The organism is Sphingomonas sp. (genome assembly GCF_031380695.1).
Classification (GTDB): Bacteria; Pseudomonadota; Alphaproteobacteria; order Sphingomonadales; family Sphingomonadaceae; genus Sphingomicrobium.
Genome location: NZ_JANMWY010000257.1, coordinates 1 through 12531, shown reverse-complemented (window position 1 = coordinate 12531; position 12531 = coordinate 1). Strand labels below are relative to the sequence as shown.

The 12531-nt window shown below is 66.7% G+C and carries 11 protein-coding genes and 1 tRNA gene; 4 read left to right on the top strand and 8 right to left on the bottom strand.

Going from position 1 to position 12531, the window contains the following annotated elements; translation table 11 throughout:
• From RMN84_RS09230 to RMN84_RS09220, 3 genes are all read right to left on the bottom strand, one after another.
• On the bottom strand, nucleotides 1–762 hold a 762-nt coding region (locus RMN84_RS09230; RefSeq protein WP_309611879.1), incomplete at its 3' end, for an amidohydrolase family protein.
• 104 nt (nucleotides 763–866) lie between these two features.
• Nucleotides 867–2510 (bottom strand): cisplatin damage response ATP-dependent DNA ligase, encoded by a 1644-nt coding sequence (locus RMN84_RS09225; RefSeq protein ID WP_309611878.1) that lies wholly within the window; start codon nucleotides 2508–2510, stop codon nucleotides 867–869.
• 50 nt (nucleotides 2511–2560) lie between these two features.
• Nucleotides 2561–2884 carry a hypothetical protein gene (locus RMN84_RS09220; protein WP_309611877.1) on the bottom strand — a complete coding sequence of 108 codons (324 nt, stop codon included), beginning with the start codon at nucleotides 2882–2884 and terminating at the stop codon, nucleotides 2561–2563.
• Between the two features lie 131 nt (nucleotides 2885–3015).
• Between RMN84_RS09220 and pheS the strand changes: the two genes are divergently transcribed.
• Complete coding sequence (gene pheS / locus RMN84_RS09215) at nucleotides 3016–4071, top strand: phenylalanine--tRNA ligase subunit alpha (RefSeq protein ID WP_309611876.1); 1056 nt, start codon at nucleotides 3016–3018, stop codon at nucleotides 4069–4071.
• Nucleotides 4068–6440 carry a phenylalanine--tRNA ligase subunit beta gene (gene pheT / locus RMN84_RS09210; RefSeq protein WP_309611875.1) on the top strand — a complete coding sequence of 791 codons (2373 nt, stop codon included), beginning with the start codon at nucleotides 4068–4070 and terminating at the stop codon, nucleotides 6438–6440. The genes pheS and pheT overlap by 4 nt, the downstream gene beginning before the upstream one ends.
• 29 nt (nucleotides 6441–6469) lie before the next feature.
• On the opposite strand, the gene RMN84_RS09205 is transcribed toward pheT, so the two are convergent.
• The 4 genes from RMN84_RS09205 to ftsE are packed head-to-tail and all read right to left on the bottom strand — an operon-like array spanning nucleotide 6470 to nucleotide 9292.
• Nucleotides 6470–7177 (bottom strand): lysophospholipid acyltransferase family protein, encoded by a 708-nt coding sequence (locus tag RMN84_RS09205; protein ID WP_309611874.1) that lies wholly within the window; start codon nucleotides 7175–7177, stop codon nucleotides 6470–6472.
• Nucleotides 7174–7707 (bottom strand): YdcF family protein, encoded by a 534-nt coding sequence (locus RMN84_RS09200; RefSeq protein ID WP_309611873.1) that lies wholly within the window; start codon nucleotides 7705–7707, stop codon nucleotides 7174–7176. Before RMN84_RS09200 ends, RMN84_RS09205 begins: the two co-directional genes overlap by 4 nt.
• Nucleotides 7704–8573: a hypothetical protein gene (locus RMN84_RS09195; RefSeq protein ID WP_309611872.1), complete on the bottom strand. Its 870-nt coding sequence runs from the start codon at nucleotides 8571–8573 to the stop codon at nucleotides 7704–7706. The genes RMN84_RS09200 and RMN84_RS09195 overlap by 4 nt, the downstream gene beginning before the upstream one ends.
• Nucleotides 8570–9292, bottom strand: a complete 723-nt coding sequence (ftsE, locus tag RMN84_RS09190; RefSeq protein ID WP_309611871.1) for a cell division ATP-binding protein FtsE — start codon at nucleotides 9290–9292, stop codon at nucleotides 8570–8572. Before ftsE ends, RMN84_RS09195 begins: the two co-directional genes overlap by 4 nt.
• Before the next feature lie 89 nt (nucleotides 9293–9381).
• Between ftsE and RMN84_RS09185 the strand changes: the two genes are divergently transcribed.
• Nucleotides 9382–10263 (top strand): MJ0042-type zinc finger domain-containing protein, encoded by an 882-nt coding sequence (locus RMN84_RS09185; protein WP_309611870.1) that lies wholly within the window; start codon nucleotides 9382–9384, stop codon nucleotides 10261–10263.
• Nucleotides 10264–10669: 406 nt separating this feature from the next.
• Nucleotides 10670–10755, top strand: a tRNA-Leu gene (locus tag RMN84_RS09180).
• A gap of 76 nt (nucleotides 10756–10831) precedes the next feature.
• Here the strand turns inward: RMN84_RS09180 and RMN84_RS09175 are convergent.
• Nucleotides 10832–12531, bottom strand: a 1700-nt coding sequence (locus tag RMN84_RS09175) for a collagen binding domain-containing protein (protein ID WP_405051470.1), incomplete at its 5' end; no start/stop codon positions are given.

The following is a 12531-nucleotide window of genomic DNA, read 5'->3' as shown; positions in this document are numbered from 1 at the left end:
CGCGCCATGGGCATGGGCCGCTGCCTTGAGGTGCAGCGAATGGGCGGTGTCGACGATCGCCTTCATCTCGGCGTCGGAGAAATGTTGCTCCAGCCCCATCGCTCCAGGATCGAGCACGCCGCCGGTGGCATGGAACTTGATGACATCGACGCCCAGCGCCGCGATCTTTCGCACCGCGCGTGAACATTCGTCGGCGCCAGTGCAGACGCCGATCTGACCGCGCGCGTTGATTGCCTCGGCCAATTCGGGGCTGAGCCCGACCGCATCATCGCCATGGCCCCCGATCATCGATAATGCCGGTCCGGCGACCAGCACCCGCGGGCCGGGAAAGGCACCTTCGCGAATGGCGTCGCGCATCGCCAGGCTAGCAGTCGCATCGCCGCCGAGGTCGCGCACCGTCGTGAAACCGGCCCGCGCCATCGTCAGCGCATTGGTCAGCCCGACCGTCGCGGCATAGGCGTTGGAATATTTCGGTGTGAGCGACGTGTACCAGGGCTCGCCGGACTTGAAGGTCAGGTGAACATGGACGTCGATCAGGCCGGGCATCACCGTCCGTCCACGCTCGTCAACGACGGTTGCGCCAGTCGGCGCGGTCGCGCCGGGCTCTACCGCAGTAATGTGGCCGTCGGTGACGATGATAGTCGACGGTCCAAGGGCCGGCTTGGCGGCATCAACGATCACGCGCCCTGCCTGGATTGCATAGGTTTCAGCGTCGGCTGTGCTAGATGCGAGCAGCATGGCAACGGCGAGTATCGAGCGCATGGCAGGTCCCCTGTTCAAAGCGGGAACCTAGCCCGCCAACGTGTCACTGCAAGCAAGACGGGACCGCCGTTGAGCGGCTGTGGTCGCCGGTTCGTCGAAAAGCCTTAAGTGGCCATCGCCAGCAATGTCTCGATCCGGTCGGCCTCGTCCGCCGGCTTGTCGGTGCGGATGCGGCTGATGCGAGGGAAGCGCATCGCCAGGCCTGATTTGTGCCGCTTGCTGGCGTGGATCGAATCGAACGCGACCTCCAGCACCAGGCTCTTTTCGACCTCGCGCACCGGGCCAAAACGATTGAGCGTATGGCCGCGCACAAACTTGTCGAGCCATTTCAGCTCCTCGTCGGTGAAGCCGAAATAGGCCTTGCCGACCGGCAGCAGCTCCGGCCCAGAAGCCGGGTCGCCGTTCCAGCAGCCGAAGGTGTAGTCGGAGTAGAAGGACGAGCGTTTGCCCGAACCGCGCTGTGCATACATCATGACGCAATCGGCGGTCAGCGGGTCGCGTTTCCATTTATACCACAGCCCGGCGCGGCGCCCGCCGACATAAGGCGAATCGCGCCGCTTCAGCATTATCCCCTCGATCGCCGAATCGCGCGCGCCGGCGCGTCGCTCCTCCAGCGCGTCGAAACTCTCGGCTTCAATAATCTGCGACAGATCAAACCGCTCTGGATCGAGGCCCGCGACGAACCGCTCGAGCCGCGCCCGCCGCTCGCTCCACGGCAGCGCGCGCACATCCTCCTCGCCATCGAACAAGATGTCGTAGAGCCGGACGAACGCCGGATAGTCGCCCTGCACCTTGGCCGAGACATTCTTGCGCCCGAGCCGTTGCTGCAGCGCGTTGAAGCTGGCCACCGCGCCGCCATGTTCGTCCGCGCCTTGGCCCGCGCCGCGCACGAGCAACTCGCCGTCGAGCACGCCCCTCGTCGCGAACGCCGCCGCGACATCGGGAAAGCTGCCCGAGATATCGTCCCCGGTGCGCGAATAAAGCCGCGTGTCCCCGCCGGCATGGACCAGCTGGATGCGGATGCCATCCCATTTCCACTCGGCGACCCACTTCTCTTCGAAAGCACCGGCGAGCTCGACCTGTTTTTCAACCAGCGGATGCGCCAGCATGAACGGGCGAAATACCGGAATGTCGCGCGCCGTCGGCTGCTCGCCGCGCCCCTCGCCCCAGGCGAACAGCTCGGAATAGGGCGGCTTAAGCCCGTGCCACACCTCCTCGACTTGCTCGACGTCGATGGCGAAAGCGTCTGCCAGCGCCTGTTTTGCCAACCGCGCCGAAATGCCGACCCGCAACGCGCCGGTCGCCAGCTTGAGCAGCGCGAACCTCCCGGAGGCATCGAGGTGATCGAGCATCGTTGCCAGCACGGCGGGCGCCTCCGAGCGCGACGCAGATCGCAATTGCTCGACCGCGGCGGCGACAGTGATCGTGCCGTCATCGAGGTCGCCCGGCTCTGCGCTTATGTTCCCCTCGCCCACCCTCGCGGGCCACAGCAGCGACACCGTCTCGGCCATATCGCCGACATAGTCGCGGCTCATCCGCAGCAGGACCGGGTCGATGCGCGCCTCGGCCAGCGCGCGTACCACCGCCGGCTTGACCGCTGGAATGTCGAGCGTCCCGGTCAACGCGGCAAGCGCCAGGCCGCGATCGGGGTCGGGGGTGGCTTTAAGATAGTCGCCGATCAGCCGCAGCTTGCTGTTGCGCGAGCGGGTGTAGACGAGGTCGTCGAGCAGTTGCGAAAAGGAGCGCATCGGTCACCCAATGCGCGAAACGCCCGCCAGTGCCGAATCAGCGTGCCGAATCAGTGGAGGCGAATCGCCATCGCCGCGAGAATGGTGGTCCGATCGGCGTCCGAATTGCTGTCGAGCGCAGCGCTCATATGGTCGAGCGCACAGCGCGTTGCCTGACGATGTCCCGGCATCATCGCGTGATGCGCCGAATAATCCGCCAGCCCTTCGAGCGCGAGCAGGCCATGCTCCGCCGCCATCGCCCGGATCGCGTCCATCTTCAGCCGGATGTCGATAGGCTTCAGCGTCGACGCCCGCTGTTCGATCTCGGCGATCCGCTCGCCGATGCGGCTGCGCACGAGTGAGAGCGAATCGGGGGAGCGCGGAATCGTCGCCATGGCGTTTCTCTTTCGTTGACGTCGCCACGGTCGCGCAAAATGCTTAACGATGAGTCAATGGCGGCCGAGGCATCCGCTTGATAGCCGAGCGGCTTTGCAATTTGGCTACAGGCGAGGCTAGAGCCGCCGGCATGGACGCATCGACGCTTCTCGACCGCATCATCGCGGCCCCCGACCTCGCCTCGCTTGACGCCGCGCGCATTGCCGCGCTGGGCAAGTCAGGGCAGATCACCGCGCTGCTGAAGTCGCTCGGCGGCATGACGCCAGATCAGCGCGCCGTAGAGGGGCCGCGAATCCACACGCTGCGCGAGGACGTCACCGGTGCGATTGCTGCGCGAAAGGCCGCGCTGGAATCCGAACTCCTCGATCAGCGCCTCGCCACCGAGCGCGTCGACCTGTCGCTGCCCGCGCACGAAACTCTGCGAGGTTCGGTTCACCCGGTCAGCCAGGTCATGGACGAACTCGCCGAAATCTTCGCCGATCTTGGCTTCGCGGTCGCAGAGGGACCCGAGATCGAAGACGACTGGCACAATTTCACTGCGCTCAACATCCCCGAGACTCACCCGGCGCGGGCGATGCACGACACTTTTTATGTCGCCGGAGCAGGCGAGCCGCGCGTCCTGCGTACCCACACTTCGCCGGTCCAGATCCGCACGATGATGGCGCAAAAGCCGCCGATCCGCATCATCGCGCCGGGCCGGGTCTATCGCAGCGACAGCGATGCCACCCACACGCCGATGTTTCACCAGATCGAGGGGCTGGAGATCAACAAGGGTATCAACATGGGCCACCTCAAATGGACCCTGGAGACATTCCTGAAGGCGTTTTTTGAGCGCGATGACATCGTGTTGCGGCTTCGGCCGAGCTATTTCCCGTTCACCGAGCCGTCGGCCGAGGTCGATGTCGGCTGGTCGATGGAAAAGGGCCGCCGCGTCGTCGGGGGATCCGAGGGGTGGATGGAAGTGCTCGGCTGCGGGATGGTCCACCCGCGAGTCATCGCCAATTGCGGGCTCGACCCCGCCGAGTGGCAGGGGTTCGCCTTCGGCACCGGCGTCGACCGGCTGGCAATGCTCAAATATGGCATGGATGACCTGCGCCCGTTCTTCGACGGCGATCTGCGCTGGATGAAACATTACGGATTTTCGGCGCTCGACGTGCCGACGCTGAGCGGCGGAGTGGGCGCGTGAAATTCACCCTGTCCTGGTTGAAAAAGCATCTCGAAACGGATGCCGACGCGGCGAGCGTGGCGGAGACGCTGACCAGCATCGGGCTGGAGGTCGAGAGCGTCACCAATCCGGCCGCGCTGCTCGGCCCATTTCGAATCGCGCGCGTTCTCACCGCTACGCCGCACCCGCAAGCCGACAAATTACAAGTGCTGACGGTCGACAGCGGCGAGGGCGAGCCGCTGCAGGTCGTGTGCGGCGCGCCCAACGCCCGAGCCGGACTGGTCGGCGTATTCGGCGGGGCGGGGACATTTGTCCCCGGACCGGCCTTCACGCTGGGCAAGGCGACGATTCGCGGGGTCGAGTCCAACGGCATGATGTGTTCGGCGCGCGAGTTGCAGCTGGGCGAAGATCATGACGGAATCATCGAGCTGCCTGCCGACGCGCCGGTCGGGCGCGGCTATGCCGAGTGGGCCGGACTGGACGACGCGCTGATCGACGTCGCGATCACGCCGAACCGGCAGGATTGCATGGGTGTGCGCGGGATCGCGCGCGATCTTGCGGCGGCGGGATTGGGAACCCTTCGTCCGCTGGATGAGGTCCATCGGTTCAAGGCGCCCGCGCCAATCGAGCCGAGCGGATCGGCGCCGGACGTGCGGACCGACGATCCCGAAGGCTGCCCGGCTTTCTATGCGCAAGCGGTGTCGGGCCTGACCAATGGGCCGTCGCCCCCATGGATGCAGCAGAAGCTAAAGGCCGCCGGGCAGAAGCCGATTTCGGTGCTGGTCGACATCACCAACCTCCTGTCGATCGACCTCGGTCGGCCGCTCCATGTCTATGACTCGGCGAAGCTCAGCGGCGGGCTGGTCGCGCGGCGGGCCAAGGCCGATGAAACCGTGGTGGCGCTCAACGGCAAGACCTACACGCTCGACGAGACGATGACGGTCATCGCCGACGACGCCCACGTCCACGACATTGGCGGGATCATGGGCGGCGAGCTGAGCGGCGTGTCCGACACGACCACCGACGTGATTATTGAGTGCGCCTTCTTCGATCCCTCGCACATCGCCCGGACCGGACAGAGTTTGACGCTGACCAGCGACGCGCGCCAGCGGTTCGAGCGCGGAGTCGACCCGGCATTCCTCGACGAGGGACTGGCGATCGCCACCCGGATGGTGATCGAGCACTGCGGCGGGACCGCGAGCCCGGTGACTCGGTCGGGCGCGCCGCCGCTGGGGGAGCGGCGCGTGGCGTTCGACCCGGCGCTGACGCTGGCGATTGGCGGGATCAATGTCGCCGAGGCCGAACAGCGCGCGATTCTGGAGCGGCTCGGCTTCACCTTTGATGGCGAGGCCGCGATCGTTCCCAGCTGGCGGCGCGACATCGACGGGCCAGCCGACCTGGTCGAGGAAGTATTGCGCATCGCCGGATACGACAAGATTCCCTCCATCCCCCTGCCGCGCGCGCCGGGGGTTGCCAGGCCGACCGCGACCCGGGCCCAGCGGACCGAGCGCCGCCTGCGCCGCGCCGCCGCCGCGCGCGGACTGGACGAGGCGATTACGTGGAGCTTCATTCCCGAGGCGGAAGCCGCCCATTTCGGGGGTGGCTCCGCGATCCTGTTCAATCCGATCAGCGAGGAAATGAAGGCCATGCGGCCGTCGCTGCTGCCCGGCCTGATCGCCGCCGCGCGGCGCAACGCCGATCGCGGGGCGACATCAATTCGCCTGTTCGAGATTGGACGCCGCTATCTGGCCGAGGGCGAGCGAGCGACCGCCGCGATCCTGCTGGCCGGGGAGCGCGGGCCGCGCGACTGGCAGTCGGGCAAGGCGCAGGGGTTCGATCCGTTCGACGCGAAGGCCGACGTGCTCGCGCTGCTCGAGGCGGCGGGGGCGCCGGTCGGCAATTTGCAATTGTTCGCGAACGCGGGGGCGACGTGGCACCCCGGACGATCGGCGACACTCGGTCTTGGGCCCAAGACGATCCTCGCCAGCTTCGGCGAGCTTCATCCTGCGCTGGCCAAGGCCATGAATGCGCCGGCCGGGACGATGGCCGCCGAGCTTTACATCGACGCCATTCCCGCGCCGCGATGGTCCGGCCGGGCACGCGCCGCCTTCACGCCGCCCGCGCTGCAGACTGTATCGCGCGATTTCGCCTTCCTCGTCCCCGCCGACCTCGCCGCCGAAACCATGCAGCGCGCCATTCGTGGAGCGGATAAGGTTCGGATCGCCGACGTTCGCCTGTTCGATCGTTTCGAGAGCGACGCCGGGCTCAGCCTGGCGTTCGAGGTCATCTTGCAGCCCGGCGAGAAGAGTTTCACCGATGCCGAGATCAGCACAATATCGGCAAGCATCGTCGCCTCGGCCGAAAAACTGGGCGCTCGATTGCGCGGTTGATCACATTCTAGGCCACTCAGTCGAGCAGCTTAGCACATTGCAATGTCGGATGCAGGATGTTCAAGTACATTGATCGCGTGATGGACTGCCGCTTCGATATCCTTCCGCAGGAGGCCCGGCGGAAGCGTCGCGCCGACCCGCCACGTCACGATGCCCGGCGATTTGACGAAGCCCTTCGGCCATATTCGCCCGGCGTCCATCGCCACCGGCACGACGGGCAGTCCCGTCGCCCGGTAAAGCGCCGCGAACCCCGGCTTCAGCTCGGGCTGCTCGCCGACGGGAACCCGCGTCCCTTCCGGAAAGATGATGACCGGGCGCCCGCTCGCCGCCGCCGCCTTGCCTGCCGTGATCAGGTTACGCAGCGCCGCCGCCCCGGCCTCGCGGTCCACCCCGATCACACCATAGCGCTGCGTCAACCAGCCGAAGAAGGGCATGTGGCTCAGTTGTCGCTTCATCACCACCACCGGCGTGTGGAACAGGCGCAGCGTCGCGACCGCCTCGTACATCGACTGGTGCTTGATCGCGATCAGGCAGGGGAAATCTGGCACCTCGCCCTCGAATTGCTCCTCGATCCCGATGAGGTGTCGCGTCAGCCAGTAGTGAAAGCGCGACCAGCCATGAACCGCCCGGCGCATCGGGGCCACGCCGATCGGCGCGACTGCCAGCCCGGCGAGCACATACAGCAAGGTCCCGGGATAGAAGATCAGCACGAACAGCAACGAGCGGAGCAGCTTCATACGTCGAGCCACACCGCCATGCGCCGCAGGAGATATTTGTTGAACTCGGCGAACAGCGTCATCAGGTTCGGCTCGGTCCGCACGGCGTCGGTGGTCACTTCATAACGGCTGCCGAGCTGTCTGCGGAACTCATAGTCGGCGCGGCGCATGTGCCAGTCGCTCGTGACCAGCAGCAGCGAGCGATAGCCGCGCGCGTCGAGCCAGCGCTTGGCCTCCTCGGCGTTGGAGCGCGTGTCGACACTCTCCGATCCCAAATCGACGCAGCAATCGAGCAATGCGCGCTTGCCGTGAAGCCGGTGCGCCAAATCGTCCTTGGTCACCGCCGGATCGGCGCCAGCGATCAGCATGCGCCGGCCCCGCTGGGCCGACAGGCGGGCGAACCCTTCCTCAATCCGGCCCTTGCCGCCGGTAATGACGACAATCGCGTCGGTCGTTACGCCCGCCGCCGCCGGGTGGCCCAGCGTCACGCCGAAGATGGCGAATAGCACGGCGTAGAGCAGGACCAGCAGGGCGATGGCGCGGATCGTCACAGGGTGGCCCTCAACGCCAACAATATCGCCAGCCGTGCGACAACCGTCGCCAGCGCCGCCACCGTCAATGGCAATAGCGCCAGCAGCGCGAGATCGCTGCCGTGCAGCGCCGCACCGCCCGCCATGTCGGTGATCAGCCCGCCGCTCGTCCCGACGACGGCGAGCAGTGCGGTCGCCGCCGCGACGCCTCCGGCTACCCCACCCACCAGCGCATCGATCGCGATCCGCCGCTGGAACAGCCGCGCCACCTGCCGGTCGGTCGCGCCGATCCCGTGCATCACTTCGATCGTCGCCCGGTTGGTATCGAGCGCGCCGCGCGTCGCCAGCACCACGGCGGCGGCATTGGCCAGAGCCACCAGCAACACCAGCGCAGCCGCGAGCCAGCTGAGCGCCTTGAGCGCCGACAGCAACGGCCCGAGACTGTCGGCATGGGCAACGAATCGCGCGCCCGGCACCGCCGCCGCGATCCGCCGCCCGACCGCCGCCGCATCCGCGCCCGGCACCAGGTCGATATCGATCATCGCCGGCAAGGGGAGGTCGGCACTCGCCGCTGCCGCGCCCAGCCAGCGCTCGAGCGTTGCGCGCATCTCAGCCGATGCCACAGGCCGCACCGCAGCTACGCCCGGTGCCCCGCGCGCCGCTGCCACCGCCGCCGACTGTCGCGCTGCACCGTCCGCCAACTGCACCGAATAGCGCTGGCTGACCCCGCGCGCGACGATCCCGGCCGCGTTGGACAAGGTCAGCCCGGCGGCGGCGGCGATCATCATCACGAACACCATGATCGCGATCACCCATGGCGTCGCGCCGCGCACGCCGCCGCCGGGGATCAGGCGGCGCTCCGCCATCGGGGCGAACAGCCAGTTCATGCTCGGCTTTGACTAGTTTGGACCGGGTTACGCAGCGCGCCGGTCGGGTCGCCCATTGCGCCATTCTCGAGCCGGATGAGCTGCGCCCCGGGAGTCGCCGCGATCAGCGCGAGATCGTGAGTGGCAACGACCACCGTCGTCCCTTGCGCGTTCATCGCCGTCAGCAAATGGAGGATACGCTGCGCCATGGCCCCGTCGACGTTGCCGGTCGGCTCATCGGCGACGATCAACTCAGGACTAGCGATGACCGCGCGCGCGATAGCCACGCGTTGCTGCTCGCCGCCAGAGAGCGTCGGCGGACGGGCACTGGCGCGATCGGCGAGGCCGACCCAGGCGAGCATTTCGCGTACCGGCCTCTCGACGTCGACTTCGCTAGACCCGCCGATCCTGAGGGGCAGCGCGACGTTGTCGAATACACTCAGATGGCGGACCAGCCGGAAGTCCTGAAACACCACCCCGATCCGTCGCCGCAGCGGTGGCATGGCGTCACGCCCCAGCGCGCCGAGGTCCTCACCGAACAGGCGAATCGAACCGCGCGTCGGTCGCTGGGCAAGGTAAAGTAGCTTCAGCAACGAGGTCTTGCCCGCGCCAGAGGGACCCGTCAGGAAATAGAATCCGCCGCTGTTCAGCCGGAAGTCGAGATCGCGCAGCACTTCTCCGCCGGTGCCATAACGCAGGCCGACCCGTTCGAACTCGACGATATGTCTAACCCCCGTCACGCCTTACGTCTCGCACAGGGCGCGCCGCCTTGCCAAGCGGGACGCATTGCTGTTTATCCTGCCGCTCGACCCACGGAGCCGGCGCACGCATGATTTTGACCTGTCCCGCCTGCGGAACCAGCTATGTTGTAAAGGATGGTGCTATCCCGCCGCAGGGTCGGCAGGTACGGTGCGCATCGTGCAAGCATAGCTGGCACCAAGATGCCGAAGCCGGCGCGGCGAGTGACGGTCCGCCGCCACCTCCCGAACCCATCCAGGCACCGGTCGTCGAGACTGCGGCAGCGAGCGAAGCGCCGGTCGCAGTCACCGAGGAACCGCCTCTCGCCACGGAGCCCGTTGGTCCGGACGACGATGAGCCTGCCGCCGATCCAATGCCGGCGCCGGGCTTCGCCGAGCCTGTAGTGGACAGCGATCCGCCGGCCTCGTTCGAACCGGTCTGCCCCGAGCCTGCCGTCGAACAGCCCGTCGGCAGCCGCGTGCCGCGCCCTGCCGCCGCCGAGCCGGTCGACGAATTCGCCGACTGGAACGAAGCCCATTTCGGATCCGACGAACCGGCCAGCAAGCTTGGCCGTCGGCTTGGGATCGTGGCCGCGATCGTCGTGCTGGTCGCCGCGCTCGCCGCCGCCGCCTGGTTCGTGGCACCGCGCGAGTGGATGGCACGCGCGGGTTTGAGCGAAGTGTCGGGCGACAGTCCTCTGAAGCTGATGGTCACCAGCCAGGACCGGCAGAAGCTGGCGAGCGGCAACGACCTCGTGTCGCTCAGCGGCCGGGTGATCAACCCGACCGAACAGACGCTGCCGATCCCGCCGCTGCAGGCCGACCTGCGCGATAGCGCGGGCAAGCTGGTCTATAGCTGGCGGATCGCCCCGCCCGCGCCGCAACTCGCCCCCCGCGCCAGCGCCAGCTTCAACGCCGCCGAACTGGGGGTGCCGCCAAATGCCACGTCGCTGACGCTGCGCTGGGCGAGTTAACGATCAGAATTCTAACGAAATTCTATCAAGGAAGCGGGTACTAGCCGGCCGTCGAGGCGGACCGCTGCGCGGTGAATCAAGGCGGCTTCGTCCTCGCTCGACCGGCCGAGCTGGATCCGCGCCCCGCTGATGATCCTGATGCTAACTTGGGCCTGCGCCGATGCCGAGCGTGGCGCTGCCCGATCGTTCGGCGCGACGATGATAGCGGCGAGAAGGAAGGCTAGCATAACTGGCACGTGCCACGCCCCACAGCCTTGGTAAACAGCGCGTTGACCATAGTCCCGCGACGGGACGAAATTGGTGACGGTGGCGCGCGGTGGTTTGCGCATTGCGCGCTCAGGCTCGCTTTGCTAGGGGCCGCGCCTTGCCAAGGGCTAGACGATCGATCGATCGAGCCCGTTCACGTGCGGTCGTGGCGGAATGGTAGACGCGCAGCCTTGAGGTGGCTGTGGCCGAAAGGCCGTGGAAGTTCGAGTCTTCTCGACCGCACCATCTTTTGCTGAGTAAGACGGCACCGGCCCGCTGGTGCCGTTCTTCGCAACAGGAATGTCGTCTCAGACGACTATGGTTAATGCGCGCCCCCGGGCGCTGCCTCGGCCTGGGCGATCTGCGGGACGATTTTCGCCCGGATGGCGCCCAGCCTTACCATCGGCTTCTCCCCCGACACGATCGGCGCCGCATCGAGCGCGACCGCCGCATGGATCACTGCCGCCGATGCCGCCGCGATGCGCACCCGATAGGCACCATAGGCGACCCGGTCGAACAGGAAATATCCGTCGAAGTCGCTCCGTGCGGTCGCTACGACCTTGCCCGACGGGTCGAACAGCTCGAGATCGACGCCTTCGAACCCACCGCCGCCGTCCTTGACCAGCAATCCCTCGATGCTGCCCGCCCCGACCAGGCCGATATCGACATTCGCGGTGATTCCGGCGCGCGGCGTCACCACCTGCAGAGCTTTACGCGGAGTCAACATCGGATCGCTGAGGCTCGACTCATCGATTCCGACCGCAACCGGCCGATACAGCGCCAGCCCGGCGACCAGCGATCGGCCGTGCTTGTCGGTGCCGTCGGTCGCGACCTGCGAGCCAGTCGTAATCAGCACTTTGGGCTCGTCTGGCTCGCCACCGTCCTGCATGCCATTATCGTTGAGATCGCGATAAATGTGGGCGCGGACCATGCCGGCGCTTGCCATCGGCTGGCGCGACGGTTTGAACCCGCGTGACGGATCAAGCGAGAAGATCAGGTTGAAGCCGAGCGCGACCGACCCGTCGCTCGCCGCCTCGCCGGTCAGCGCGACCGCCATCGCGTTGAAGCGGCGGATATGGGAGACGCGCGCCCGCGCCCGGTGCGCCAGCCCGTCATAGCCCAGCCCCGTTTCCCAGTCGGCCTTCTCCGATGCGGCCCAATAGGCGGACAATTCGGCCTGCTTGAAGCGAGCCGAGGGTTTGACATCGAAGGTGGTGGACCCGCGCAATCGCACGCGCCCAATATGGCCCGATCCGATCAGCGAAGCCTCGACCTGGTCCGGCGGGCCTTGGCCGAGGCGGGTGGTGACGTGGCGGTAGCGAAGGTCGGTTGCCAGGTTGAAGCGCCTGAGATTGAACGACAATCGTCCGATTGCGTCAAGCTCTCGCGTGCCGTCGTCGCGATCGAGCACGCGCACTGAGGCGTGGACCGGGATGACCGTCCGCCCAAGTCGGATCGGCGCGTCGATCGCAACCTGGCCCTGGCGGATGCTGCGCTCGCGGATTCCCTCAAGACGGAAATTGGTGGCGACCAGCGCTTCGGCTGACAGATTGACGCTGCCGATCTTGGCCAGCACCCCCGCCCGGCCGGCCATGCCGCCGTGCGAATCGCGCGCACCGGCGACTTCGATCAGCGCATGGCCGATCGATCGCCGTACCGTCCCCTCGACATAGGTCAGTCGTTCATCGTCGAGGATTTGCATCGTTGCGTTGAGGGCGACCGAGGTGCGCGTATCAAGGCCATGCTCGACCGCCACGGTTGCCTGCATCTTCGGCGTTCCCGGCTGGGCAACGAGGTGTCGTAACATGATCAGGTCGCGGGCGGGCTGGTTGACCCCGGCCCAGTACCAGGTCTTGCCCGGTGGCGCAGCGGCGTCGGCGATGTTGACCGTTTCGACCCGGCTACGAACCTGTCCCTGCGGCCCATAGAGCAATATCTCGATGCGATTGTCGCCGTAGAGCAGCTGAATATCGTCGAAATGATAGCGCTGGTCACCGCTCGGCGGCGAAAAGGCGAGCAATT

Coding starts and splice junctions, on each gene's coding strand:
- RMN84_RS09225 (WP_309611878.1), bottom strand. CDS start 2,510: ATGCGCTCCTTTTCGCAACTGCTCGACGACCTCGTCTACACCCGCTCG.
- RMN84_RS09220 (WP_309611877.1), bottom strand. CDS start 2,884: ATGGCGACGATTCCGCGCTCCCCCGATTCGCTCTCACTCGTGCGCAGC.
- pheS (WP_309611876.1), top strand. CDS start 3,016: ATGGACGCATCGACGCTTCTCGACCGCATCATCGCGGCCCCCGACCTC.
- RMN84_RS09205 (WP_309611874.1), bottom strand. CDS start 7,177: ATGAAGCTGCTCCGCTCGTTGCTGTTCGTGCTGATCTTCTATCCCGGG.
- RMN84_RS09195 (WP_309611872.1), bottom strand. CDS start 8,573: ATGAACTGGCTGTTCGCCCCGATGGCGGAGCGCCGCCTGATCCCCGGC.
- RMN84_RS09185 (WP_309611870.1), top strand. CDS start 9,382: ATGATTTTGACCTGTCCCGCCTGCGGAACCAGCTATGTTGTAAAGGAT.